This is a genomic window from Marinomonas rhodophyticola, from assembly GCF_026113935.1.
GTDB lineage: Bacteria > Pseudomonadota > Gammaproteobacteria > Pseudomonadales > Marinomonadaceae > Marinomonas > Marinomonas rhodophyticola.
The window spans coordinates 845,482-870,124 of record NZ_JAPEUL010000009.1; the positions used below are offsets into that span (position 1 = coordinate 845,482).

The 24,643-nt window shown below is 44.5% G+C and carries 27 protein-coding genes; 15 read left to right on the top strand and 12 right to left on the bottom strand.

Translation table 11 applies throughout. From position 1 onward, the window contains the following. Positions 1-103: 103 nt before the first annotated feature. Positions 104-1,306, top strand: a complete 1,203-nt coding sequence (pobA, locus tag ONZ52_RS18820; RefSeq protein WP_265220327.1) for a 4-hydroxybenzoate 3-monooxygenase — start codon at positions 104-106, stop codon at positions 1,304-1,306. 88 nt (positions 1,307-1,394) lie between these two features. On the opposite strand, the gene ONZ52_RS18825 is transcribed toward pobA, so the two are convergent. The 11 genes from ONZ52_RS18825 to ONZ52_RS18875 form a co-directional block, all read right to left on the bottom strand. Further along, the gene (locus tag ONZ52_RS18825; protein ID WP_265220195.1) at positions 1,395-1,727 is read right to left on the bottom strand and encodes a PBPRA1643 family SWIM/SEC-C metal-binding motif protein; all 333 of its coding nucleotides are present in this window, start codon (positions 1,725-1,727) and stop codon (positions 1,395-1,397) included. Between the two features lie 214 nt (positions 1,728-1,941). After that, positions 1,942-2,970, bottom strand: coding sequence for an LPP20 family lipoprotein (locus ONZ52_RS18830; RefSeq protein ID WP_265220196.1), 1,029 nt, complete (start codon positions 2,968-2,970; stop codon positions 1,942-1,944). 2 nt (positions 2,971-2,972) lie between these two features. Then, positions 2,973-3,599 carry a penicillin-binding protein activator LpoB gene (locus ONZ52_RS18835; RefSeq protein ID WP_265220197.1) on the bottom strand — a complete coding sequence of 209 codons (627 nt, stop codon included), beginning with the start codon at positions 3,597-3,599 and terminating at the stop codon, positions 2,973-2,975. A gap of 150 nt (positions 3,600-3,749) precedes the next feature. Then, complete coding sequence (locus ONZ52_RS18840; protein ID WP_265220198.1) at positions 3,750-5,090, bottom strand: COG3014 family protein; 1,341 nt, start codon at positions 5,088-5,090, stop codon at positions 3,750-3,752. Continuing rightward, on the bottom strand, positions 5,029-5,337 hold the full coding sequence (locus ONZ52_RS18845; protein ID WP_265220199.1) for a hypothetical protein: 309 nt from the start codon (positions 5,335-5,337) through the stop codon (positions 5,029-5,031). Before ONZ52_RS18845 ends, ONZ52_RS18840 begins: the two co-directional genes overlap by 62 nt. A 230-nt stretch (positions 5,338-5,567) precedes the next feature. After that, positions 5,568-6,041, bottom strand: coding sequence for a protein-export chaperone SecB (gene secB / locus ONZ52_RS18850; RefSeq protein ID WP_111606719.1), 474 nt, complete (start codon positions 6,039-6,041; stop codon positions 5,568-5,570). 64 nt (positions 6,042-6,105) lie between these two features. Beyond that, a complete protein-coding gene (gene grxC, locus ONZ52_RS18855) occupies positions 6,106-6,360 on the bottom strand; it encodes a glutaredoxin 3 (RefSeq protein WP_111606720.1) in 255 nt (84 codons plus the stop codon). Between the two features lie 11 nt (positions 6,361-6,371). Further along, positions 6,372-6,791 (bottom strand): rhodanese-like domain-containing protein, encoded by a 420-nt coding sequence (locus tag ONZ52_RS18860; protein ID WP_265220200.1) that lies wholly within the window; start codon positions 6,789-6,791, stop codon positions 6,372-6,374. A 195-nt stretch (positions 6,792-6,986) separates the two neighbouring features. Next, positions 6,987-7,391, bottom strand: a complete 405-nt coding sequence (locus ONZ52_RS18865) for a 2-oxoadipate dioxygenase/decarboxylase family protein (RefSeq protein WP_265220201.1) — start codon at positions 7,389-7,391, stop codon at positions 6,987-6,989. Between the two features lies 1 nt (position 7,392). Further along, positions 7,393-7,791 (bottom strand): VOC family protein, encoded by a 399-nt coding sequence (locus ONZ52_RS18870; RefSeq protein ID WP_265220202.1) that lies wholly within the window; start codon positions 7,789-7,791, stop codon positions 7,393-7,395. A gap of 98 nt (positions 7,792-7,889) precedes the next feature. After that, positions 7,890-8,759 (bottom strand): LysR family transcriptional regulator, encoded by an 870-nt coding sequence (locus ONZ52_RS18875; RefSeq protein ID WP_265220203.1) that lies wholly within the window; start codon positions 8,757-8,759, stop codon positions 7,890-7,892. Positions 8,760-8,951: 192 nt separating this feature from the next. Here ONZ52_RS18875 and amaB point away from each other — a divergent pair, with 192 nt between their 5' ends. From amaB to ONZ52_RS18940, 14 genes are all read left to right on the top strand, one after another. After that, positions 8,952-10,496: an L-piperidine-6-carboxylate dehydrogenase gene (amaB, locus tag ONZ52_RS18880; protein WP_265220204.1), complete on the top strand. Its 1,545-nt coding sequence runs from the start codon at positions 8,952-8,954 to the stop codon at positions 10,494-10,496. 80 nt (positions 10,497-10,576) lie between these two features. After that, positions 10,577-11,848: an NAD(P)/FAD-dependent oxidoreductase gene (locus tag ONZ52_RS18885; protein WP_265220205.1), complete on the top strand. Its 1,272-nt coding sequence runs from the start codon at positions 10,577-10,579 to the stop codon at positions 11,846-11,848. 269 nt (positions 11,849-12,117) lie between these two features. Further along, positions 12,118-13,020 carry a LysR substrate-binding domain-containing protein gene (locus ONZ52_RS18890; protein ID WP_265220206.1) on the top strand — a complete coding sequence of 301 codons (903 nt, stop codon included), beginning with the start codon at positions 12,118-12,120 and terminating at the stop codon, positions 13,018-13,020. A 111-nt stretch (positions 13,021-13,131) separates the two neighbouring features. Next, the gene (gene gpmI / locus ONZ52_RS18895) at positions 13,132-14,661 is read left to right on the top strand and encodes a 2,3-bisphosphoglycerate-independent phosphoglycerate mutase (protein WP_265220207.1); all 1,530 of its coding nucleotides are present in this window, start codon (positions 13,132-13,134) and stop codon (positions 14,659-14,661) included. 7 nt (positions 14,662-14,668) lie between these two features. Beyond that, positions 14,669-15,238 carry a murein hydrolase activator EnvC family protein gene (locus ONZ52_RS18900; protein ID WP_265220208.1) on the top strand — a complete coding sequence of 190 codons (570 nt, stop codon included), beginning with the start codon at positions 14,669-14,671 and terminating at the stop codon, positions 15,236-15,238. Then, complete coding sequence (locus ONZ52_RS18905; protein ID WP_265220209.1) at positions 15,180-15,809, top strand: murein hydrolase activator EnvC family protein; 630 nt, start codon at positions 15,180-15,182, stop codon at positions 15,807-15,809. Before ONZ52_RS18900 ends, ONZ52_RS18905 begins: the two co-directional genes overlap by 59 nt. Before the next feature lie 52 nt (positions 15,810-15,861). Beyond that, on the top strand, positions 15,862-17,136 hold the full coding sequence (locus ONZ52_RS18910) for a S41 family peptidase (RefSeq protein WP_111606728.1): 1,275 nt from the start codon (positions 15,862-15,864) through the stop codon (positions 17,134-17,136). A gap of 66 nt (positions 17,137-17,202) precedes the next feature. Continuing rightward, a complete protein-coding gene (locus tag ONZ52_RS18915; protein ID WP_265220210.1) occupies positions 17,203-18,378 on the top strand; it encodes a divergent polysaccharide deacetylase family protein in 1,176 nt (391 codons plus the stop codon). A gap of 476 nt (positions 18,379-18,854) precedes the next feature. After that, positions 18,855-19,967 carry a branched-chain amino acid ABC transporter substrate-binding protein gene (locus ONZ52_RS18920; protein ID WP_265220211.1) on the top strand — a complete coding sequence of 371 codons (1,113 nt, stop codon included), beginning with the start codon at positions 18,855-18,857 and terminating at the stop codon, positions 19,965-19,967. 110 nt (positions 19,968-20,077) lie between these two features. Then, positions 20,078-21,001, top strand: a complete 924-nt coding sequence (locus tag ONZ52_RS18925; protein ID WP_265220212.1) for an ABC transporter permease subunit — start codon at positions 20,078-20,080, stop codon at positions 20,999-21,001. Next, positions 21,002-22,276 (top strand): high-affinity branched-chain amino acid ABC transporter permease LivM, encoded by a 1,275-nt coding sequence (gene livM, locus ONZ52_RS18930; protein WP_265220213.1) that lies wholly within the window; start codon positions 21,002-21,004, stop codon positions 22,274-22,276. Beyond that, positions 22,273-22,596, top strand: a complete 324-nt coding sequence (locus tag ONZ52_RS25475; RefSeq protein ID WP_418138571.1) for an ATP-binding cassette domain-containing protein — start codon at positions 22,273-22,275, stop codon at positions 22,594-22,596. Before livM ends, ONZ52_RS25475 begins: the two co-directional genes overlap by 4 nt. Continuing rightward, positions 22,590-23,153 carry an ATP-binding cassette domain-containing protein gene (locus tag ONZ52_RS25480; RefSeq protein WP_418138572.1) on the top strand — a complete coding sequence of 188 codons (564 nt, stop codon included), beginning with the start codon at positions 22,590-22,592 and terminating at the stop codon, positions 23,151-23,153. The genes ONZ52_RS25475 and ONZ52_RS25480 overlap by 7 nt, the downstream gene beginning before the upstream one ends. After that, positions 23,150-23,863: an ABC transporter ATP-binding protein gene (locus ONZ52_RS18940; protein WP_111637561.1), complete on the top strand. Its 714-nt coding sequence runs from the start codon at positions 23,150-23,152 to the stop codon at positions 23,861-23,863. Before ONZ52_RS25480 ends, ONZ52_RS18940 begins: the two co-directional genes overlap by 4 nt. A gap of 167 nt (positions 23,864-24,030) precedes the next feature. Here the strand turns inward: ONZ52_RS18940 and tsaC are convergent, their stop codons facing one another. Further along, positions 24,031-24,588 carry an L-threonylcarbamoyladenylate synthase type 1 TsaC gene (tsaC, locus tag ONZ52_RS18945; RefSeq protein ID WP_265220214.1) on the bottom strand — a complete coding sequence of 186 codons (558 nt, stop codon included), beginning with the start codon at positions 24,586-24,588 and terminating at the stop codon, positions 24,031-24,033. Positions 24,589-24,643 lie beyond the last annotated feature (55 nt).

Here is a 24,643-nt window from a genome sequence, read left to right on the forward strand (position 1 = left end):
GATCATAAATCACCTAACGAAATCGCGCTGAATCTTTCATGATGGATAGCACTAGATAAGGACTAATCCCTTGTCGAAAAATAACAATAAATTGGAGAGCATGATGAAAACACAAGTGGCGATTATTGGCGCAGGTCCATCGGGGTTGTTGCTAGGTCAATTGTTAGCAAAACAAGGCATTGATAACGTTATTATTGAGCGCGTTTCCGGAGAGTACATTTTGGGACGAATCCGTGCTGGTGTGCTTGAGCAGGGTATGACGGACTTACTTCGTGAAGCTGGTGTCGGTGAGCGAATGGATCGGGAAGGTCAAATTCATACTGGTGTTGAGTTAGCGTTTAATAATAAACGCGTACAGATTGAGTTAGAAAAACTCACCGGCGGCAGTACTGTCATGGTTTATGGTCAAACGGAAGTGACTCGTGATTTGATGGATGCGCGTCAGAAAGCTGGCCTCACGACCTACTATGAATCCAGCAATGTGGTGTTACACGATGTAAAAACCGATACTCCTTATGTGACGTTTGAGCAAAATGGTGAACAACATAGACTCGACTGTGACTATATAGCGGGTTGTGATGGCTTCCATGGTGTCTCACGTCAAACCATCCCTGAGTCGTCTCGTAAAGAGTTTGAGCGTGTTTATCCATTTGGTTGGCTGGGCGTACTTTCCGATACGCCTCCTGTTAATCATGAATTGATTTACTGTAAAACAGACCGTGGTTTTGCCATGACCAGCATGCGTTCGGCAACGCGCTCGCGTTATTACCTTCAAGTCCCTCTTACAGACAAAGTGGAAGATTGGAGCGATGATGATTTCTGGACAGAGCTAAAACGTCGTCTTCCTGATGACGTGGCCGCGAAGCTAGTAACGAGTCCAAGTATCGAGAAAAGTATTGCCCCATTGCGTTCTTTTGTTTGCGAACCAATGCAATACGGAAATTTGTTTTTGGTCGGTGACGCGGCCCACATCGTGCCACCAACCGGCGCTAAAGGGCTGAACTTAGCGGCATCCGACGTAGCGACATTGAATAAAGTGATGAAGCGAGTGTACAAAGACGGTGACAAAGATTGTATCTCTCAATACTCAGACATATGTTTGCGTCGTGTTTGGCACGGAGAACGTTTCTCTTGGTGGATGACGAGCATGTTGCATGATTTTGGTCAGGGTGATGTGCATGACACGGATGCGGCTACCTATGAGAAGTTTATGAGTTCTGAGTTGAACTTTTACACGGACACAGAAGCGGGCCGCCGTATTATTGCGATGCAATATGTTGGTTTGCCTTATGAAGACTTGTCCTGAGCGTTAATATTGACAGATAGCTAAAATTTAGCGGCCCTATAATAGCTATAGCGGTCGCTAATTTTTATAAGAAAATTGTTTCGTGTGTTTAACCACAGCATTTTTTGTATTTTTTGCTACTCCCACATGGGCATGGGTCGTTGCGCTGAGGCGTTTTCTCAACAATTTGAGGGGCGGGTTTGTTAAGCGCTACATCTAAAGCTGTAATGTCCTCTGCGGCTTCACTGTCGATGCGAATCTCTGCAAATAAATGGTTAGCGATCAGTATGGCGCTTATTTCTTGTTCACGCTCGGCGCTTTGCACTTGTAAAACCAGCGGATTTTCTTCGCTACCATATTTTACTTTCGGCTTAGGTTGATAATTGCCTAAATTATGTTTTCCCATAATATCGGGTTTGCCGCGATAAAAGAATTTTGACACTGGTGTTCCTAATGATGTGTAAAGCCACTCACAGTGAGCAACTAAAGGCCACGCAGTTTAACAGAGTTTAGAGTGCTTAGCGCGTATTCGATGTGGCTTTGCATAAAGGAGACTCGGCTGTTATCCACTAGGGCAGAAATGTCTAGCATGCCGATGATCAACAACATACAAGATAGTAGGTATTGTGCTGGGCTGTTCTGTTTAAATCAGTCAATTAATTCAAGCGTGTCAACCAAGTAAACATGGCTTCTATGGCTTGATTTGACCAAGCTATGGTGGCTTGCTCTTGAGCTTTGTCTAGATTCTTAGCAATGCCTCTTGCACTTACTGTCCAAGATGCTAGTCGTGTGCCAGCAGGATCTATTAGCTCCAATGTGCCATCTTCAAACACATAAAAACGTCCATCTTGTTCTTCGTGATGCTGCGCTGTTCGACTATTAAGTTGGAACAAAGAGCCGCTTTTTGGCGTTAGTCCAAATTTGGAAAGTGCACTGGCAAGATGATCGGCTTGTTTTGTGGTGGATACATCAAAACCATAATGGGTCAGTGCTTGGTTGAGTCGTTGTTCTATGTCTTGTATCTCTGTATCGGCTTTGCCAGATGGAAGCCGCTCGGTTGAATACAGACTGAGTTCATCTTTATAGAATTTGCGCTGGGCAAAGTAGGGAATGAGCTGCATAAAGGTTTGCCAGTCCTGCGGTGCAGGATATTGGTCTTCTGTTTGCGTCAATGACGTCGCCAGTTTGCGAATCATGTCGTCTGTGTCGTTAATGGCGATTTTTAGCTTGGCAACAATACGGCTACGATCAATCGATTGTAGTGCGTATACATAGTTCTTATCAGCAAAACGTTGCTCATTAACCGTTTGCTCTAGCTCTATGGGGGAAGTGGTGATTTGCGTGTAGGCCGTTTGAGTTTTTGAAACCTGCTCAACACCTTGTCCGGATCTAACTTGGGTATCTTGTGTATTTACTTGGCTGACTTGAGTACGAAGTTGCTGTGCAATCTGTAAGTTACCATTTTGCTCGGCTTGAGTGAAAGCCAAGGCTATATTCTCAATGCGCGTTGCGCTGCCGACGCCATACAAATGTGTGCTGTTTTGAGGAGGAGACATGACCCAGCTGGGTAGACTATCCTCATTTTGAGCCGATTGTGTATTGAAGCTCGAACAGCCTGTTAAGCAGAGCACTAGCCCTGCTAATAACAGGCAGTATCGTTGAGTAGGAAGCGCAACGCGTTGCATAATTAGAAAAAGCCTTTATCTGCCAATTTTTTGATCTTTTTCTGACCGTTCCAGACTTCACGGTTGGTGGTCATATCAATCAATTTCAAATCGACTTGATAGAAACTAACACGCTGATCGCCATTGGAATCAACAATTGAGTTGATGGTGCCGGATAATGCGAACCCTGCGCCTTGCTCAAGGCCAAACTTCGCGACAGTATCCGGTGCGGCATTAAGTTCTTGCTCTTCACGTTCCGCGCGAATGTCATCTCGCTCTGCGCCAGACACAACAAAGTCGACTTTGCCGGCACGCAATAAACTGCGTTTGATGTCGTTAATAAAGGTCTCGACAGGAATATGCTCAGAGGTTTTATTACGAATGCTTTGTACTATGACTGTTGGATTCCCTTTATTACTAAAATTGTAATCACGGAACCATGGGAAAGTGAGCATGTCGCCCATCATTTCTTCTGCTACAAGACGGGAATCTGTGTCATTCCAGCGATCCGATAGCATAACGTCTTCGTTCGTATCCAGACGTTTAACACTACCAGAGCAGGCGGTTAACAACATTGCCATAAAGAGAGTAAATAGACCCTTGAATGACAGGACTGTCCATTTGGAATGTCTGTGTGTCGCGATGAACATGAGTATTTTCCTTACGTGCGTTTTGGCTTGTGGTTATGAGTGTAACCAATAACCTCTGAGTTTAACGAATTTAGTTAGGGTTGCGTAGATTCCACACTTTAATTTTGTTTGCTTCTAGTTGTACCTTACCAAGAGAAAAGGTCTTCTGATTTACCTGATAATCTGGGGTGTATTCACCGGAGGTAATGGTGCTCTTGTTAATCTAACTTGCGCGGGTAACGTCAACCAATTTCTAGTGTCCGCAGCGGAAGACGCAAAGACAGCGACTTGTCCAATCAGATTTAAAATCAACGCTGCATTTTGATCCTGCACATTGGATGATACCTGATACGCTAACCAGCTGCGCAATAGTTCTCTCACTAAGCCCTCATAAATGTCTCGTTGTGCTTGTGCCAACTGCTCTTGAAAGGCGATGTCCGCAAGAGAGGTCATGCGGATACTGTTTTTAAAGGGGGCGACCGTTTCTGTGCTCACTTGCAATGTGGGTTGGTGTTGATCCAATGTGAAACGACCATAATAAGGCACAGTAACACGTATGGTTTGTTCGGTAAGTAGTTTATCGACATGGGTGGCGCTGAGTTGCTGCCAAACAGGTTGACCAAGAATCACACGCTTAGTAAAGATACCTGAAAAGGTTCCCCAAGCGCCACCAGCTTTGTAATTCGCAATGAGATTAAGCGGGTTTATGTCTGCATAGACCATGGTAAACCAACGGAACGAATCATTCGCTTGAGTGCTTCCACCGCCATGTAGCGGTTCTAAAACCAAAGAGTAAGCGCGAGGATCGGCATACAATAATAAGGTCATTTCGCTTTTGTCTGGGACAAATCCCTGATGTTCTAAAATCACCAGCTCAGACGCTCCATCATGGTACTGTTTGAGTGTTTCCTGCATGGCTGGAGAGAGCTTACTGTTAATTTGCTGTTGGATCTCATCTTGGCTGTAACCGCCTTTCTGCATCATACGAATCGTATCCAGCCAAGCGCGTTCCGCTGTTATAACGGGTAAATCGTATTGTTTTGCGTAGCCATCTTGGTAGAGGTTGGCGGCTTTTTGATAGCTAATTCGAGCGTCGTCGTATTCACCGCTTATTTCATACTGTAAACCTTCCATGTAGCGCGCCCAAGCATCATCACGATAGATAAATTTATCCGTATCGCGTCCGCCGGTGTAAAAGTTGCCTAACCAGCTAAGTGCTTTCATATAAAAGGCTTGGTTTTCTTTCGCGTTAAGATCTTGGTAGCTTGGATTTTGTGCGCGAATTTCATTCAGTTTGATGTCGATGCGACGTACTTCAACCAAAGCCGCATCCTGCAGCTGACGTTTCTGACGTGTGTCTGTTTCTTGTTCCGCTAGCGCAAGGTAATTGAGGGATTTAAGGTAGCTAATGTAAACACCTTCTATGCCACTGCCACGATAATCACTTTGTCTAGGGTTGGTTAATAGAATCCCAAGAGCGGTTGGAAAAATTTTCTGGGAAAAACGTGTCACTTAATTTTTCAGCCTGTTCTAACAAGGTATTACTACGCTCAAAATCGCCTTGGTTTTGGGCAAGAGCGCCAGCTTCCATATAGTACAGCAGTTTATCTTGTGGGTTATTTAATACGCCTTCAAGTTTATTCTCTGCGGCTTTCCATTCGCCTTCTTTGGCTAAGCTTAGACCCGCATCGATATCTTGTTTGTAGGTGGCGCAGCCAGCTAAAAAGCAAACGCTTGCCCAAAGGAATAGCCACTTCACGTCACATTCCTTTTTCTAAGAATTGATTGGCAAAAAGAAGGGTAAGCAAGGCAAAACACCCCAAATAGAGTATAAGCCAGCGGAGTCTTAGACAATTCGGACAAGGTTTTTTTCTTTTTCATCACAGCTTCCGTTGTGTTGGATGATCTCAAGATACTTATTATGCAACAAAAAAAAGAGGCTGTAGCCTCTTTTTCTTAACGTCTATTTGCTTTCGCCATTCAATTGTATTATTGCTTGGTTTCCGCTTGTTGCTTTTGTAGGCTTTCGATATAGAGCGCATCAAAATTGATAGGCGCAAGCATAATCGCAGGGAAACTGCCTTTTACCACAACAGCATCAATGTTTTCACGCGCATAAGGGAACAGTGTCGCAGGGCAGAATGCCCCCAAAGCGTGATGTAATTGTTGGTCGTTAAGTCCAGAAATAACGAACAGACCGCCTTGTTGAACTTGTACCAAATAACCTGTATTGCCATTATTTTTTACAGTGACGGTAATTTCTAGAACGATTTCGTAGACGCTTTCACCTACTTGACGGCTTTTTGTGTTCAACTCTAAGCCGACTTCTGGTTTCCATTCTTCTTGGAAAATCATGGGTGAACGAGGAGATTCAAAAGAAATGTCTTTTAAAAACACGCGCTGCATGGAAAGTTGTGGCGTTTGCGCTTCTTGTGCTTCTGGTGTTTCAGCTGTATCGGACATCTTAGTTCCTTTTTGTTAATGGTTTCGTTTTATTATTGGGTGAATGAAGTCATATTTTCAGGCATTACTGTGCTAGTAAAGCGTCGAGTTTTTGCTCACGCTCAAGGGCATAAAGATCATCACAGCCGCCGACATGTCGTTCACCGATCCAAATTTGTGGAACAGTATGGCGACCGCTTTTTTCCATCATTTCTTGTCGTAATTCACGTTCTCCGTCTACACGGATTTCATTAAAGGCAACATTTTTGGCCGTTAATAATTGCTTAGCTCTGACGCAAAACGGACAGTAATCGCTCGAATAGATAGTGACAGTGGCCATAATATTCTCTCTTATCCTTTCACTAGTGGTAGGTTAGATGATTGCCATTCTACAATACCACCTTGAAGTTTGTATATTTTGCTAAAGCCCGCTTTTTTGAGGTCTTTTGCGCTGGCGCCAGACGTGATGCCCGACTTACAAACGATAATGATTGGAGTGTCTTTGTGTTTTTCAAGACGCTTTAAGTTGTCCTGCATTTTAGTGGCAGGAATATTCAGCGCACCCGTAATGTGACCGGTGTTGAACTCTTTTTCTGGACGAATATCAACAACAACGGCGTCTTCATTATTCATCAGATTGGTTGCTGCCGAAGGGGTTAGTCCCTGCGCACCGCCTTTGCTCTCAACAAACAGTAATGTAGCAAGGATCGCTAAAAAGACAGCGACCATTTCCCAGTGGTTGATAGAAAATTCAATAAGTTGGTTCATCATAATCGTAAGGCCCATATTTAAACTGCGAGCATTATACACGGACAGCCGAATCGGTACAGACTCTCAGGCGACTACTTTTTCACGTCGCATCACAAAGCATTTTTATCGCAGGAAGGTGACAAAGATAGGATGGGACTAGGCTGAAAAGCAAAAACGAGCCACTTGGAACCGTTTAAATTCCAATTTTCTGACTTGTTATTTAGTGCTGGTTGAATCAAAAATTTTATCGGCGTTGCCTTCGATGAAGCTGTCGAACAGTTTGCCATTAGGCATAACATGACGACGGGCAAATTCATAAAAACAGCTTGGAATGGTTTTTTGTTTGCCATCGGCAAAAGTGAAATCGATTTTGTCAGCCATGGTGGACGACTGCTCAAGAAAGAGTTCAGGCGACCCTTTTACCAAACCGCCGACTTGGTTGAGTGCGTAGCCTTCGCTTTGAACGAGTGTATTCACATCCTCAATGGTTGGGAATGTCTTCAAATGGTTAATGCTGACGGTGAAATGGTTGGCTTGCAATCCCATTGTAGACAACCAAGCGGCGTATTCACTGTGCTCGGCAAGTGTTAGGTATTCGGCCTCTGTGGGTGTTTGCCACAATTTACCCGCCCAAAAAATAGCCGGTGTCTGTACGGCATCGGCCGGGATTTGTGCGATGAACTGACCAATAATCTCTTGGCAGTTCGCTGGCAGCTCTTCTACTAAGAAGCTCAGACAAAAAAATCTTGGGTGAATCCACATCCGTTTGGTGTTGGTAACAACGGGCTTTCAGGTGTTTGTTTTCGAAACGAAACGCCCCATAAGCTTTATAACCAATGGCTTCTAGCTGAGGTTCTAATTTTTCTAACGAGATCGGTGAGTTATTAAACGTCCGAAAGGCCACGTGATCGTTTAGTACGTTTTCACCATGGCTTTTGAATAATGCTTGGATGCGTTGAGCCTGTGGGGTAACAGCTGTGTAATGATCCCACAAGGATGCGAAAAAATCGGTTGGAGTCATAAGGTTTCCTGCCATAAATGTTAAATCGATTCAGCTACTTTAGTGTAATGGTCAGGGGTAATGCAAAAGGTAAAAACGCACCTTGTGATGCGTAAAAGTTATGCGAGCCGAATATCAGTCGGATTTTTATTGATTAATAATTGCTGCTTGGCGGTCAAAATCGTGTTGATTAGGTGTGCCGGAAAGCTGCGTTCTTTTTTGTGCGCTAGGCCCACCACACGCTTTAATTTCACATCGTTCAGCGGTCGTAAGCACAGGTCGTTGCGGCCTCGTGAGGAGTGTTCTGGGATTAACGATATACCCAGTCCCGCCGCGACCAAATCTAGCGCGTATTCTTCTGTTTTTACTTGAGCACGAACATCTGTAGTGAGTTCTTGTTTTTGCATCAAGTAGTTCCATGATTCCAAAATATCGCACGGTGTGCGTGAAATAAAAGGCTGTTTATCGATTTGTTTAATGGATAGCGAAGGGAAGTCTGCTAGCCAATGATCCAGCGGCATGGCGATAACATAGTCGTCTTCCCATAACGGATAAAACACGTCTTCTTCGCTGGTATAGCGTTGGCAGGTAAAACGCAAGTCGGCACTTTCCGATTCATCGACAAGCTTTAAGGTCAGCCCATGGACTTCATCCAGCATGGTTTTGATGACTTGGCTGATCAGCACACCCGATAAAAAGGGCGTTAATGAAATAGACAGAGCCAACGGTGTGGGTGTTTCGATAAATAGGCTGCGCATGGCGCTAAGGTCACTGACCATCTTGCAAGCATGGGGATAAAGTTGTGAACCGCTGTCAGTGGGCGATACGCCTTTGGAATGGCGAACAAAAAGCTTGGTGCCTAGATCATCTTCTAATTGGGCCACCGTGGTGGAAATCGACGGTTGCGCAACGAAGCAACGTTTGGCGGCGGCGCTTAAACTGCGCTCTTCGTAAACAGCAATAAAGTAACGTAATGATCGAATGTCCATTTGTGTACTCTTTATGAAGGTGGTTCTTGCAAAAATAGCGTTCTAGACCTTTCTAATATACCTATAGGGAAATTGTCTGGCTATAGGTAAAAACTAGACCACTAGCAGGAAAACGGTATTTCTCATTCTGCTCTAGGCTGGTTAAGGTGGAGGAAGTTGAGTTCTTTTTATACATAAATCTTAGAGGTTCCTATGTCACTTACTTGCTTAGAAACGTTGGGCGTCAATAGCCTGAAACAAGGCGATACTTTTTACAGTGTATTAACGGGTAATTCGGTTGCTTTGGGTGAAGGCAGCACTTTTTCCGCTCACAGTCCAATCGATGGTAAAGTATTGTCTACCTTTAACAACGCGACACCGGCACAACTAGACAAGGTAAATGCTGAACTAAAAGACGCCTTTAAAGCACTACGTGTGATTCCAGCGCCACGTCGAGGCGAATTAGTCCGCCGTATTGGCGAAGAAGCGCGTAAGTACAAAACCGAATTGGCGCAAGTCATCTCCTTAGAAGCGGGCAAAATTGCTCCTGAAGCCTTGGGTGAAGTACAAGAGTGGATCGACGTGTGTGACTTTGCTGTTGGTCAATCTCGGATGTTGCATGGTTTGTCTATCGTATCTGAACGTCCAGGCCATCGTATGATGGAGCAATGGCATCCACTGGGTCCTGTTGCGGTGATCACAGCGTTTAACTTCCCAATGGCGGTCTGGGCTTGGAATGCGATGTTGGGTCTTGTCTGTGGTGATCCAATCTTGCTAAAACCTTCTGAAAAAGCCCCCTTGTGTGCTTTGGCGATGTACCAAATCGCGCAGAATGTCATTGCTGATATGCCTGATATTCCAAAAGCGGCGGTGTCTGTGATGATTGGTGGTCGTGATTTGGGTGAAGCGATTGCGGCAAGCGAGATCTTCCCTCTTGTTTCCGCGACAGGTTCGACGGCAATGGGCCGTGCGGTGGCAAAAACCGTTGCAGGTCGCTTAGGTCGTTCTTTGTTAGAGCTTGGTGGTAACAACGCGATGATTGTGTCTGATACCGCGGATTTGGATCTTGCGCTGCGTGCGATTGTTTTCTCGGCGGCTGGTACGGCTGGTCAGCGTTGCACAACATTGCGTCGTCTGATCACCCATGAATCTATTGTGGATGGTTTGGTTGAGCGTTTGGTGAAATCTTATGGTTCGCTTCGTGTTGGTAGCCCAATCGTTGAAGGCAATTTGGTTGGGCCACTAATTGACGAAGGCAGCTTTAATCGTATGCAAGCGGCCCTAGAAACTGCGAAACAACAAGGCGGCGACATTGTCTGCGGTGGCGAACGTGTTACTGAAGGCGTTCCGGCTGGTGGTTTCTACGTGCGTCCAGCGATTGTTCGTATTGCTCATGATGCGCCAATTGTTCACGAAGAAACTTTTGCGCCTATTCTGTATGTATTGACGTATAACACCTTTGAAGAGGCCATCGAGATTCAAAACGAAGTACCACAAGGTTTATCGTCTGCTGTCTTCACTGAAAGCATGCGTGAAGCCGAAATGTTCATGTCTCCAGCAGGGTCTGACTGTGGTATTGCCAACGTTAACATTGGTACGTCTGGTGCCGAGATTGGCGGTGCGTTTGGTGGCGAAAAAGAAACCGGTGGTGGTCGTGAATCGGGTTCTGATGCGTGGAGAAACTACATGCGTCGTACCACGAATACCGTCAACTACGGTGGTGATTTGCCGTTAGCTCAGGGAATCATTTTTGAGTAATACACAGTATTAGGTAACTCAATAGGCGAGATGTTTCTCGCCTATTTACGTTCTGGCCAATGTCCTGATGAGGTCATTTTATGTCTGATAAAATCTGCAATTCTTTGTGGCGCGCTAGTTCTCCAGCGGCGCCTGTGTTGGCGCCTCTTGAAGGGCGTGTTGAGGTCGAAGTAGTGATCGTCGGCGCGGGTTTTACGGGGCTGTCAGCTGCTTTACATCTAGCTAAATTTGGTGTCTCTGTTGCGGTTGTAGAAGCGCAAGAAGTGGGTTTTGGTGGTTCTGGACGCAATGTTGGTTTGGCGAATGCAGGTGTTTGGCTAGAACCCGACCAGTTAGATAAAGCCATTGGTGCTGAAGCGGGCAGTGTCATGTACAAGGCTTTGGCGGCAGCGCCTGATTTTGTTTATAGTTTAATTAAAGAATACGACATTCAGTGCGAGCCAGTGCGTAATGGCACCTTGCATGCTGGGGTTGGCAAAACAGGCTTAGCGCAATTGCTGCGCCGTTATGAGCAAATGAAAAAACGCGGTGCACCTGTTCAATTACTAGATGCTGCAGAAGCGCAAGCGCGTATTGGCTCTAATAAGTTCAACTCTGCCTTGTTTGATCCAAGAGCGGGTACTATTCAGCCTTTGGCTTATGCTCGTGGATTGGCTCACGCAGCGCTAAAAGAAGGTGCTAAACTTTTTGATCAGTCACCAGTGAGTAAAATAGAGCCAGCCGATAACGGTTGGGTTTTATACACCGAAAAGGGGCAGGTGCACGCTGAAAAAGTGATTCTTGCGACCAATGCCTACAGTGGATTTGGGCTAAAAGAGCAGGCGCGTAAGTTTGTACCAATTTTTTATTCTCAATTGGCGACCAAACCGTTAAGCGATGTGCAGCTTGCCAGCGTTTTGCCAAACAAAGAAGGCGTTTGGGATACTTGTACCGTGATGAGTTCTTTTCGCTTGGATCAACAAGGTCGCTTAGTCTTTGGCGGCATGGGCGGCGAGGGCAGTGTGTTATCAAATTGGGCAACTCAGCGCGTCACCGAATTGTTTCCGATCCTAAGTAAAGTAGAGTGGGATTATTGCTGGACTGGCAAAATTGCCTACAGTGAGGATCATTTGCCCCATTGCCAGCAGCTAGAAAAAGGTCTATTCAGTGTCGCCGGCTACAGCGGTCGCGGTATTGGACCAGGAACTGTGGTTGGTGCCGAGTTGGCGCAATGGTTATCAGGTCAAAGAGAAAGCTTATCCATACCGACCACGATACTCAGAGATATTTCGTTTCGAGAGTTAAAGCGTTTGTTTTATGAAGTAGGGGCGCATACTTACCATTTGGGACAGCAGGCGCACGCTTTGGATTAGAATAATTACAGAGCCTCGCCAATACTCTGTTAAAAACAGATTCGTCTTGGTTTCGCTCGCTTCATCATGCAAAGTGTCGATTAGTTTGACCATCACATAAGCTTACAGCGAATAATGCTGACAATAAAACGCATCTTTATGGTGCGTTTTTTTATTTTGCTGGTTGGGAATAAATCTGATATAGGGTAGAGTTATTGTCTTCTTGTGTTTACTTTCGTTTTTGTCTTTTTATTTATGTCTTTTTATTTATGTGAATGAGTAACGCCTACATGCGCCGTTATATCCCATCGTCAACTGCACTAAAATGTTTTGAAGCGTCTGTACGACATTTAAGTTTTACTAAAGCCGCGGAAGAGTTACATCTCACTCAAAGTGCCGTCAGCCGTCAAATTCGTAACCTTGAAGAATTCTTGTCACGAGATTTGTTTATTCGTCTTAATAAACGCTTGGTGTTAACTGGAACGGGAGCGGCTTATTACAAAGAAGTGGTGCCTTTATTAGATGGGATGGAAAATGCGTGTTTGCGGATGTTACACCGCGAAGATGAAAAAACTACCTTGACGATATCTGCATTACCTACCTTGGCATCGTATTGGTTGATGCCTTTGTTGGCTGAGTTCCAACTAGACCATCCGCAGTTTCAAATCAAAGTGCGTTCGTTAGACGATGCAGCCAAGATAGACCCAGAAAGCATCGATATTATTTTGCATTATGGTGGAGATCATTGGCCTCGCGCGATTTCTCATCAATTGATGAAAGAAAAAGTGGTCGCGGTGGTAGCACCTGAATTATTGAAACGGGTTGCCGATAAATTAGCCACTGAGTGGCGAGCCGAAGACGTTACTTTATTTCCTTTCCTGCATTTATCATCACGTATTAATGCGTGGCCCGATTGGATGGTTGCACAAGGGCTAGAGAGTGGCTCTTTTGCAGGGGCGTCTTTCGCGCATTTTCATATGTTGCTAGAAGCCGCTAAAAACAGTATGGGAATTGCCATTATGCCGACCATACTAGCCGAACGGAGTCTGCATAATGGTGAGTTGGTGGCGCCTTTTGGTAAAGCGGTGTCGACACCACATGAGTACCTTTTGTCTTATCCGGCCGATAAAGCCGATCTTGAGCAAGTGGTGATTTTTCGAGACTGGCTATTGTCAAAGCGAAATGAGTCATAGCCTGTTATTAGTGAAATTAATAGTCCGAATAGGCACGCTAGTCTGTAACTAAATTACAGGCCTGTGATAGTATCAAGCCATACTCATGATCAATTTACGGGATAGATTAACATGAACAAAAAAACCACAGCTCTCTTCATCCTTGATGGATGGGGGTACAGTGAAACCTCTACTTCTAATGCCATTGCCGCCGCAAATACGCCGAACTGGGACGCGTTGTGGAATGGTCATCCGCATACACTCATCAAAACGTCTGGCTTAGCGGTCGGTTTACCAGAAGGCCAAATGGGTAATTCCGAAGTGGGGCACATGAACTTAGGTGCGGGTCGAGTGGTTTATCAAAACTTTACTCGCATTGGCAAAGCCATTGAAGACGGTTCGTTCTTTGAAAACGAAGCCCTTGTTAATGCGGTTGATAAAGCCGTCGGCGCTAACAAAGCGGTGCATATTTTGGGATTGTTGTCTGATGGTGGTGTTCATAGTCATCATGAGCAAATTATGGCAATGTGCGAATTAGCAGCAAAGCGTGGTGCCAAAGCTGTGTATGTGCATGGTTTCACTGATGGTCGTGATACGCCACCTCGCTCTGCTAAAACGCCTGTGGCTGAATTAGAGTCCAAACTTGCGGAACTCGGTGTAGGCAAAATCGCTACTCTGACTGGTCGTTATTATGCAATGGACCGTGATAATCGTTGGGATCGTGTTCAAACTGCTTACGATGCGATTGTGTTAGGTAAAGGTGAGTTCCAAGCGGATACCGCTGAAGGTGCAATTCAAGCGGCTTATGATCGTGACGAAAATGATGAATTTGTTAAAGCCACTATCGTTGGTGAATCGGCACCTGTTCAAGATGGTGATGCGATTATTTTTGCTAACTTCCGTCCGGATCGTGCGCGTCAATTAACGCGTGCTTTTACCGATGCCGACTTTGATGGCTTCACTCGTGCCGTTTATCCAAAACTGGCAGCGTTTGTGACTTTTACTGAGTTTTCATCTGATATTCAAGTGGATGTGGCGTTTCCTCCAGTGGCGTTAACCAATACCTTGGGTGAAGTGCTAGCCAAGCATGGCAAAAAACAATTACGTATTGCCGAAACCGAAAAATACGCTCATGTGACGTTCTTTTTTAATGGTGGTGAAGAGGCCCTGTTTGATGGTGAAGAACGTGAGTTGATCCCCTCACCTAATGTGGCGACTTACGACCTGAAGCCTGAAATGAGTGCACCAGAAGTGACAGACAAACTGGTTGAAGTCATCAAAGCGGGCAAATATGACACTATTATTTGTAACTTTGCTAACGGTGACATGGTTGGACACAGTGGTATTTTTGAAGCCGCCGTTAAAGCCGTAGAAGCGGTAGATGCTTGCTTGGGTCGGATCATTGAGGCGTTGAAAGTGAATGGTGGTCAATGTTTGATTACTGCCGATCACGGTAACGTAGAGCAAATGTTAAGTGATGATGGTTCTCAGCCGTTGACGTCTCATACGATTGGTCCTGTGCCTCTTGTTCTGTTTTCTCCTACACAAGGTTTGGGTATAAAAGAAGGCGCATTGTGTGACCTTGCTCCGACGTTACTCGATATGATGGGAATGGACAAGCCAGCAGAAATGACAGGTGTGAGCTTGCTCACACGGGCATGAGGCGGTAATGGTCTTACTATTTCGTAGTTTGCTTTTGTGTTTGTGCTTGCTGCCTAGTTTAGGTTGGACAGCAGGTGAACCGCAAACGCCTGAAGAAGCTAAGCAACAAATTCAAGCATTGCAAAAGGATTTGCAAAAGCTTAATAGTTGGTTAAAGGACTTGAAGTCTGAGCGATCGGATGTAGAGAAGCAACTTGAAGGCAAAGAAAAAGACATTCAGGCATTGCTTAAGAAGATCCAAGAAATTCAGGAAAGCTTAAAAAAAGGTGACGAGCAGCTGGGCGAATTGAGAGTTCAGCAGCGTTCTCTTCAGCTTAGTATCCAACAGCAAAATGAACAAATAGCCGCCCAATTAAGGGCGGTTTATCGTTCCGGTAATGAAGAAAGCATTAAGTTATTGTTAAATGGTAATACCTCAGAAGAAGCGCAGCGTTTAGTGCAATATAATCGCTACTTTTCTACGGCAAGGCAGTCCTTGATCAACGGTTTTGTGAATGAAGTGAATGATCTGAGTTTGGTTGAAAACAGCATTCGCAGTCATCGAGTCTCAACAAGCCAAAGAAGAAATTCAGCTTAAAGAAGAACGCAGTCGTCTGTTAAGTCAACAAGCTGAACGTCGTAATTTATTGGTAAAACTTGATCAGGATCTAGCACAAGGTGATAAACGTTCTAAGCAATTATTGCAGGATCAACAAAATTTACAGGATATGTTGCAACGCCTAGAAGAAGCCTTGGCTGATGTGAAAATCCCAGATCAAGATGTCCCTTTTTCATCCCAACGAGGCAAGTTAGTGAGGCCGTTAAAGACATTGGCGACGCTGCCTGCAACGGGCAGTATAAATTTGGGTGGGGTGACGCTTAGAGCCAAAGAAGGCGAGTCCGTTCACGCTATATTTTCAGGGCGTGTCGTATTTTCTGACTGGATGCGTGGTTTCGGCTTTTTACTTATCTTAGATCATGGTGACGGCTACATGTCACTGTATGGGTATAACCAAAGTTTATTGAAAGAAGTGGGAGAATGGGTGAGGGCCAATGATACTGTCGCAATGGCTGGTAGTACTGGTGGTCGTCCTGATGCTGCTTTATTTTTTGCAATTCGCCATAATGGTACGCCATTAAAACCACTTTCTTGGATAGATGCTGGGTAACGTTCATGACAGTCCCAGTACCGCTGCTAGTAAAAAAGTCATAGGAAGAAATATGATCAATATTTTGCGTCAACGAATCCCCGTTTTGTTTATGGTGCTATTGGTTCAGCCGGCTTTTTCTGCGGATACTAAACAAGCATCTAAATTGCCTACTGCCGAGATTCAATCGTTTGTTGAAACCTTCGAAACTATTCGTGAGGGTTACGTTGAAACACTGTCTGATGAAGACATTCTTCATAAAGCACTAAAAGGTATGGTTTCTGGACTCGATCCGCATTCTGAGTATTTTACGAAAACAGAATTAGCTGATTTTAATGAGCTGACCTCTGGTAATTATGCGGGCATTGGTGTTGAAGTCGAGATGAAAGACAAGCGATTGACCATAGTCACGCCTGTGGATGGCTCCGCTGCTGCCGAGGCAGGGATTTTGCCTGGTGATGTTATTATCAAAATTGATAATACGTTAATTACTGACTTGGGTATGCAAGATATTGTGACGCTCATGCGTGGTGAAGTGGGTTCTACCGTCTCGCTGGATATCGAGCGAGACGGTGAAATTAAACATTACGAGTTAACACGTCGATTGGTTGAAGACGCCAGTGTTACCGCGAAATGGCTGGATACAGGAATCGCTTATTTTCGCATCAGTCAATTTCAAGGTGATAGCGACATAGAGTTTTATGAAGCCATCGATAAACTCGCTGCACAAAGTAAAATTCAAGGGGTTGTCTTAGATTTGCGTAATAATCCCGGTGGTGTTTTGCAAAGTGCTGTTGGGGTGGTAGACGCTTTTATTGATAAAGGTATGATCGTTTATACCAGTGGGCGTCATGAGATGTCGAAAAGTCAGTTTAAGGCCACTGCGAAAAATACAAAATTTAAGCAAATTCCTGTTGTTGTTATGGTAAACGATGGCTCTGCGTCGGCGTCAGAAATTGTTGCTGGCGCGTTACAGGATCATCAGCGTGCGGTGGTGTTAGGCACGGAAACGTTTGGTAAAGGCTCTGTTCAAACAGTGGTTCCCTTATCCAATGGTGATGCGGTAAAATTAACCACCGCCTTATATTACACGCCAAATGGTCGTTCTATCCAAGCTCAGGGTATTACGCCCGATCTGATTGTGCCACAAGCGACATTAACCTTTGATAAAGACCCGTTTTTGGTTAAAGAGTCTGAACTAAAAGGGCATTTAGGAAATGGTACGGGCGGTAAAGAACGAACCAGTGCGGATGTTTTGTCCGATATTGGTGAATTGGCAAAAACAGATTTTCAATTGTTTCAAGCGGTTACGATTCTGAAAACCTTGCCTAAATTAGTGCAGAAATAGCGATCTGTTTTTCACAAATGTATTGTTGGGGTAACTGCTCCTTTGTTTTATTTTAAGAAAGTGTGTTTGCTTGTAGGGTTTTTGCTCGCTTTGCCAGGGGGGAACGCATCGGATGCAGGTTCTGAATATTTGGATGACTCTTTGGCGGGCGAGTTGGTTGTCGAGCAACATGCTATGGCATCGTCGGATGACGTGAGTGCGTCAGAAGAGGGCATGATGGCGTCACAGGAAGGTGTCATGGTGGCGTCAGACAAGACGCCTTCCGAGAAAGAGCCGATCATTTTGCCAGAGCATTTGGGGCCGGTGTTGTTAGAACCAGAAAACACAACTGAGACTCGTCTGCCATCTGATTCTTACCCTTCCATTTTACAAGATCCGCAAGAGGCGCCATGGAAACCTTCTATTGCGCCTTTGTTAGATGTCCCCGTTCTGCTGGATGTCGTGCCTAATGAGAGCCTGCTTTCAGTCCCTAAGCCTGCTTCCACTGATTCTCCGAAAAAAATAGTCACGCCGGCAAAAATATTAGCGGTTGACGTGCACCCAAAAATGCCACAAATAGCGATTTTGATTGATGATCTTGGTTACAGTCGAGATGGCATGGAATCGTCTTTATTGCTGCCTACGGAGGTGGCATTGGCGATTTTGCCAAGTACGCCTTTTGCTTTGCAAACCGCTCTAACCTCCCAAAAGCAGAGTCGTATTACGCTTTTGCATGCGCCTATGGAAAATCAGCGAGAGCTAAAACTTGGTCCTGGTGGTTTGTATGCGAGCATGACGGAACAGGAATTAAAAAGCACGTTAAGCAAGGATTTGGATAGTTTGCCTGGTATTCAAGGGGTAAATAATCATATGGGCAGTTTGTTAACCACTAAGGTTCATTCGATGGAATGGGTCATGGAAACGTTAAAAGACCGATCCTTGTTTTTTATTGATAGTTTAACCAGTGCTCAAAGTGTGGCCAAAAAAACCGCACAAGAATATGGTTTAAAAACGGTAGGAAGAGACGTGTTTTTAGACAATATCCGCACGGAAGAGGCGATAGACAAGCAATTTTCTCGTTTAGTAAAACTAGCTAAACGTCATGGAAGTGCTTTGGCCATAGGACATCCTTATCCAGAAACCACGGCATATCTTAAAAAGCGTTTGAAGAATTTAGAGCAAGATGGTGTTCGTTTAGTGAGGATCTCTGAATTGCTGATCGCTTCTCCTCCTTCTAAACCGACCATGTCTGAAACAAAATAGACGTAAAACTCCGGTATTTAATTAAATCGGAGTTTTTTGATAAAAAAACCGAGCTTTTATCAATTTCTTATTGGTTTTTTATACTAAATTATAAGAAGTACGGTTTTTTTCAGAATCGCACTAGTGATACCTCTATATGCCCCTTTATTTTTGCCAGCCCTTATTTCGCTCTTGTTTAGTGCACATCCTTTCGTCTGTAAGTTGAAAAAACCATAAACTCAAATAATTCTAGTGATTTATTTTGTGTTTTTTTTGTATCACAGGATTTCTCTTAGGTTATTTGCAATATTTATCTGCACTACTATTGACCAAACTTTAGACTGATATTAATGTGTAGCTTCATTCCAGTGCACATTTTTTGGATAGTTGCTGTGAAAGTTCCATTTTTTATGCTTTTTCTTTGGGCTTAAACTATTGGAACGCTTCTTGCTTTTGAATAATAACGATAAAACACAAAACGAATAGAGGCTTTTCTTATGTCAAATGCGGTTGTTAGAAAAACATTAATTTCTCTTGCTGTTGCTGGTGCGGCGACACTGGCTCAAGCAGACGTCGTGATCGGTGTGGCAGGTCCTCATACTGGTGCTTATGCGGCTTTTGGTGAGCAGTTATGGAAAGGGGCTGAAAAAGCCGCTCAAGATATCAATGCCGCAGGTGGCATCAATGGTGAAATGATAACATTGGTGAAAGCGGACGATGCCTGTGAGCCAAAACAAGCGGTGTCTGTGGCTAACCGTCTGGTTGACTCTGACGGTGCTTTAGCTGTAGTGGGGCATTTCTGTTCCTCTTCTTCTATTCCAGCGTCTAAAATTTATGAAGAAGCAGGCGTTATCATGGTAACACCTGCGTCAACGAACCCAACATTAACAGACCAAGGTTTACCAAACGTTTTCCGTGTGTGTGGTCGTGATGATCAGCAAGGGGATGTGGCTGCTAGCTATATCGTCGATAAGCTAGGCGCTAAACGCGTGGCTGTCATCCATGATAAAGATACTTACGGTAAAGGCTTGGCGGATGCCATGAAGTCCACTCTGAATGCTTATGGCGTAAACGAAGTCATGTACGAAGGTTTGACTCGTGGTGAAAAAGACTTTAACGCCTTGATTACTAAGATTCGTTCAGTTGATGCAGATGTTGTGTATTTTGGTGGGCTTCACTCTGAAGCTGGCCCATTGGTTCGTCAGTTACGTGAGCAAGGCTCTAAAGCCATTTTCATTTCAGGTGATGGTATCGTATCCGATGAGTTTGTATCTGTTGCCGGTTCTCCTGAATATGTCGATGGTGTATTAATGACATTTGGTGCGCCACCAACGTCTTACCCTTCTGGTGCTAAAGTAATCAAAGAGTTTCGCGATGCGGGTTATGAGCCAGAGGGTTACACTCTTTACTCTTACACCGCTATGCAAGTCGCTGTTGCCGCATTGGCCAATAATAATCTAGATCCTATTAAAGGTGCTGAGTGGTTGAAATCTCACTCTGTGGATACCGTAATGGGTAAAAAAGACTTTGATGAAAAAGGCGATTTGACCGTTTCCGACTACGTTATGTACGAGTGGGATGCTCAAGGTAAATATAGCGTAGTAGATTGATTTTTACGTTAGTTGTTATTTTTTAGGCATAACTAATACATGTTTACTGACACAAGGATTGTGTTGGTAAACATGTTCTTCCTGTTCAAAAATCCCCACGAGGTCTTACGATGGATATCGTTCTCCAGCAGTTGGTAAACGGTCTTACCCTTGGCTCTGTTTATGGACTCATTGCGATCGGTTACACCATGGTGTATGGCATTATCGGCATGATTAACTTCGCCCATGGCGATGTCTACATGGTGTCTTCTTATATTACTGCGATCGCTATTGCACTGATTAGTGCCTTGTTAACCTTTTTAGGTTTTGAATCTTTTCTTATTGTCATAATCGGCACGCTCTTTCTAACGATTGTGGTAACGGGTGCTTATGGATGGGTGATTGAACGAGTGGCTTATCGTCCATTGCGTAATTCCAGTCGTCTAGCAGTATTAATTTCGGCGATCGGTATGTCGCTGATTTTGCAAAACTATGTACAGCTAAGCCAAGGTGCAAATCAACAGGGTGTCCCAACCATGTTGACTGGCGCATTGCGTTTTCACGTCGGTGACGGCTTTGTACAAATTACCTACATGAAAGTCTTTATTCTTATTGCCGCTTTTGCTGGCATGGGGATTTTGACTTACGTTATTCAAAAAACAAAATTAGGTCGCATGTGTCGTGCGACTCAACAAGATCGAAAAATGGCGTCTATCTTAGGTATAGACACCGATAAAATTATTTCAACTGTGTTCGTTATTGGCGCGACAATGGCGGCGTTAGCGGGTGTTTTGATTACGTTAGATTATGGCGCGTTCGATTTTTATATTGGTTTCATTATCGGCATTAAGGCCTTTACCGCGGCGGTTTTGGGTGGCATAGGTTCTTTGCCTGGCGCCATGTTAGGCGGTCTGATTTTAGGTCTATCTGAAGCCTTGTTTGCTGGATTAATTAGTTCTGATTACAAAGATGTTTTCTCGTTTTCTTTGTTAGTTCTCATTTTGATTATTCGCCCAAGTGGCCTTCTCGGCAAACCTGAAGTGGAGAAAGTATAAATGAGCCAATCTGTCGGAATTAATTTTAAAAAAAGCAGTATCGATGCCTTAATCGCTGGTTTTATGGCCTTGATTTTATTCGGTCCGATTGTCGGTGTGGTGTTGGATGGCTATAGCTTCAATGCTGAGTTCGGCAAAGTAGCTTGGATGGTGTTGGTTGTTATTATTGGGCGCTTTGCCATGTCTAGCTTTTTTCAAACAGAAAAAGGCATCGCCATGGCTTTTCGTTATGCCAATAGCAATGATGGCGCGACTGTGTTGCCACCAGGGCATAAATCCAAAATGGTGTGGATTATTCCTTTGGTGATAGCGATTGGTTTGCTTGTGCCATTCATCGCTTCAAAATATGTTTTAACGGTCGTTATTCTAGGTTTGATTTATGTTTTGCTTGGCTTGGGTCTAAACATAGTCGTTGGGCTTGCTGGCTTATTGGACCTAGGTTTTGTGGGCTTTTATGCTATCGGCGCTTATGGTCTGGCATTGGGCTATGAAAATCTAGGGCTGGGTTTTTGGTCTATGTTGCCAATAGCCGCCCTGATGGCGGCAGTTGCAGGCGCGATATTGGGTTTCCCTGTGTTGCGTATGCACGGCGATTATTTGGCGATTGTGACTTTGGGTTTTGGTGAAATTATTCGCTTGGTGTTAACAAACTGGGCTTCATTTACCCACGGTCCAAATGGTGTATCTGCACCGATGCCAACTTTTTTTGGGCTAGAGTTTACGCGCCGATCACGAGATGGCAGTACGTTTCATGAGTTCTTTAATATCCCCTATGATTCTGCGTATCGATATATGTTTATTTATATCGTCTTGTTTGCCGTCGTATGGGCTGTGCTCTTCATCAAACACCGCCTGGTGAAAATGCCAATAGGCCGTGCGTGGGAAGCGCTTCGCGAAGACGAAATAGCATGTCGTTCACTAGGGTTGAACCATGTATTAGTGAAACTTTCTGCTTTTATGCTAGGCGCTTCCACAGGTGGCTTAGCGGGTGTGTTCTTTGCAACTTATCAAGGTTTCGTTAACCCTTCTTCTTTTACTTTTTTCGAATCGGCACTTATTTTGGCGATTGTCGTGTTAGGGGGAATGGGACCGACATTGGGTGTGGTCATTGCCGCCTTTTGTTTGACTGTATTGCCTGAGATGTTGAGGGAATTCGCAGAATACCGTGTCTTAATGTTTGGTATTTTGATGGTAGTCATGATGATTTGGAAACCTCGAGGTATTGTTCGTGTCACGCGAACTGGTTTTGCAGCGAGAAAAGGGGTAGTGAAATGAGCCAAGAAAATATTTTAGCCGTTGAAAACTTGGTGATGCATTTTGGTGGTATTAAGGCGCTGAATGATGTGACTTTTGACATTAAGCGTGGATCGGTTTCAGCTCTTATTGGTCCGAATGGTGCAGGCAAAACTACTGTGTTTAACTGTCTGACCGGCTTCTACAAAGCAACGGGTGGCAAGATCATTTTGTCTGCGGGTGGTAAAGAGACCAGTATTATTAAAGTGCTGGGCGAGCCTTTCCAACTGACAGATTTTTTTCTCCGGTTGCCTTTTTTTCTCGTCTTAAATACAAGATGTTTGGCGGCTCGCATTTGGTAAACCGTGCTGGACTGTCGCGGACTTTTCAAAACATTCGTTTGTTTAAAGAAATGTCGGTGGTTGAGAACTTGCTGGTTGCTCAGCATATGCGCGTCAATCGAAGCTTGATTGCGGGTATTCTGAATACGAAAGGCTACCGGAAATCTGAAGAAGAAGCGCTTGAGCGTGCTTTTTATTGGCTGGGTGTGGTTGATTTAGTGGGGGCTGCTAATCGTTTGGCGGGAGAGCTTTCCTATGGTCAACAGCGTCGTTTAGAGATTGCCCGTGCTATGTGTACGAACCCCGAGATTGTTTGTTTAGATGAACCCGCAGCAGGTCTGAACCCGTCTGAAACCGAAGCTTTGACAAAAATGATTCGTGTATTACGTGATCAACACAACACGACGGTACTGCTTATAGAGCATGATATGGGCATGGTAATGGATATTTCTGATTATATTGTTGTATTGGATCATGGTGAAGTGATTGCCAAAGGGGGTCCTGACGATATCAAAAATAACCCGAAAGTGATTGCGGCGTATCTTGGTGCAGAAGAAGGTGAAGAGGTGACACTATGACTACTTTAATGCAGTTTAAAGATGTCGATGTGCATTATGGTCCAATTCAAGCACTAAAGAAGGTGTCTTTGACGATCGATGAAGGTGAAATAGTCACCTTGATTGGGGCAAACGGTGCTGGTAAATCGACACTTTTGATGTCTATTTTTGGGCAACCGCGTATTTCTTCTGGTGAAATTATTTATCGTGGTGAGGATATTTCGCAAAAATCGGCTCACTATGTTGCGTCCAATGGTTTGGCTCAGTCTCCTGAAGGACGTCGTATTTTTCCTAGTATGTCGGTAGAAGAAAACTTGTTGATGGGAACCATACCGATAGGTATGGAGCATGCGGAAAAAGACATGCAGCGTATGTTTGAGATGTTTCCACGTTTGTTGGAGCGTCGTAATCAGAGAGCCTCGACCATGTCGGGTGGCGAGCAGCAAATGCTGGCAATCGCTCGTGCATTAATGAGCCGACCTAAATTACTGCTATTGGATGAGCCTAGTTTAGGACTCGCACCGATTATCGTGAAGCAGATTTTTCAGATTCTGAAAGACGTGGCCAGTACTGGTATGACGATCTTTTTGGTTGAACAAAATGCGAACCATGCCCTAAAACTGGCCAATCGTGGTTACGTTATGGTGAATGGTGAAATTAAGCTAACAGGCACAGGGGCCGAGCTTTTGGTGAACCCTGAAGTGCGAGAAGCGTATCTGGGTGGTCACTAGACTATCATGAAAGCCTAGGAGCTTAGTTTGAGTAAATGCAAAGCCACACAACATTTCATAAAAAATGTTGTGTGGCTTTTTTGTTGGTTGATATGAGTTGTGGATAAAAAGACGCTTTTACACAGAAACTGTCATTATACGTCACCGCAAGTGGGCTTTTTAAATGGCTAAACGCGAAACAGTTTGTCTGTTAGAATATCTCTCACTTGAGAGGGCTTTGATGCGCCGCCTAAAGGGGCATGATAAATGGCGTCTATTTTGTCCCCAAAATAGGCGTGTACTTCTTCCGCGCTAAGAGCTGGTTCTAGCCCGGCAGGGTTCGCTGAAGTCGACACTATTACCCCTTGAAAAGCCTGACAAAGACGCTGCACTGGTAGGTGTTGAGAAAGACGAATAGCAACGCTCTGATGCTCTCCTCTTACCCAGCTGGGTGTGATATGTGTATCAGGCACAACCCAAGATGTTGGCGTGTCGTTCACACTGATAAGGCGCTGTGCGGCATGAGTGTCTAGGGTCTCGAGCCAAGGTCTTAAATCTTCCTGTGCACCAGCAATCAAGATTAGCCCTTTTTCTTCAGGGCGCGATTTTAACGTGAGAATACGTCTTACCGCTGCTTCGTTAAAAGGATCGCAACCCAATCCCCAGACAGCTTCTGTTGGGTAAGCAATGACACCGCCATTGCGGATGATGTCAGCAAGCTCAGTGGTAGAGGTAACAAGATGCATAAATTCAGACTCAAATAACTTATATAAGGGATTTTTAGGGGGACTAAAATACGCG

Bases quoted from the DNA above. Each gene is read 5' to 3' on its own strand.
- pobA (WP_265220327.1), top strand. From the start codon at position 104: ATGAAAACACAAGTGGCGATTATTGGCGCAGGTCCATCGGGGTTGTTG.
- ONZ52_RS18830 (WP_265220196.1), bottom strand. From the start codon at position 2,970: ATGCAACGCGTTGCGCTTCCTACTCAACGATACTGCCTGTTATTAGCA.
- ONZ52_RS18835 (WP_265220197.1), bottom strand. From the start codon at position 3,599: ATGTTCATCGCGACACACAGACATTCCAAATGGACAGTCCTGTCATTC.
- secB (WP_111606719.1), bottom strand. From the start codon at position 6,041: ATGTCCGATACAGCTGAAACACCAGAAGCACAAGAAGCGCAAACGCCA.
- grxC (WP_111606720.1), bottom strand. From the start codon at position 6,360: ATGGCCACTGTCACTATCTATTCGAGCGATTACTGTCCGTTTTGCGTC.
- ONZ52_RS18860 (WP_265220200.1), bottom strand. From the start codon at position 6,791: ATGATGAACCAACTTATTGAATTTTCTATCAACCACTGGGAAATGGTC.
- ONZ52_RS18870 (WP_265220202.1), bottom strand. From the start codon at position 7,791: ATGACTCCAACCGATTTTTTCGCATCCTTGTGGGATCATTACACAGCT.
- ONZ52_RS18875 (WP_265220203.1), bottom strand. From the start codon at position 8,759: ATGGACATTCGATCATTACGTTACTTTATTGCTGTTTACGAAGAGCGC.
- amaB (WP_265220204.1), top strand. From the start codon at position 8,952: ATGTCACTTACTTGCTTAGAAACGTTGGGCGTCAATAGCCTGAAACAA.
- ONZ52_RS18885 (WP_265220205.1), top strand. From the start codon at position 10,577: ATGTCTGATAAAATCTGCAATTCTTTGTGGCGCGCTAGTTCTCCAGCG.
- ONZ52_RS18890 (WP_265220206.1), top strand. From the start codon at position 12,118: ATGCGCCGTTATATCCCATCGTCAACTGCACTAAAATGTTTTGAAGCG.
- gpmI (WP_265220207.1), top strand. From the start codon at position 13,132: ATGAACAAAAAAACCACAGCTCTCTTCATCCTTGATGGATGGGGGTAC.
- ONZ52_RS18900 (WP_265220208.1), top strand. From the start codon at position 14,669: ATGGTCTTACTATTTCGTAGTTTGCTTTTGTGTTTGTGCTTGCTGCCT.
- ONZ52_RS18910 (WP_111606728.1), top strand. From the start codon at position 15,862: ATGATCAATATTTTGCGTCAACGAATCCCCGTTTTGTTTATGGTGCTA.
- ONZ52_RS18920 (WP_265220211.1), top strand. From the start codon at position 18,855: ATGTCAAATGCGGTTGTTAGAAAAACATTAATTTCTCTTGCTGTTGCT.
- ONZ52_RS18925 (WP_265220212.1), top strand. From the start codon at position 20,078: ATGGATATCGTTCTCCAGCAGTTGGTAAACGGTCTTACCCTTGGCTCT.
- livM (WP_265220213.1), top strand. From the start codon at position 21,002: ATGAGCCAATCTGTCGGAATTAATTTTAAAAAAAGCAGTATCGATGCC.
- ONZ52_RS25475 (WP_418138571.1), top strand. From the start codon at position 22,273: ATGAGCCAAGAAAATATTTTAGCCGTTGAAAACTTGGTGATGCATTTT.
- ONZ52_RS18940 (WP_111637561.1), top strand. From the start codon at position 23,150: ATGACTACTTTAATGCAGTTTAAAGATGTCGATGTGCATTATGGTCCA.
- tsaC (WP_265220214.1), bottom strand. From the start codon at position 24,588: ATGCATCTTGTTACCTCTACCACTGAGCTTGCTGACATCATCCGCAAT.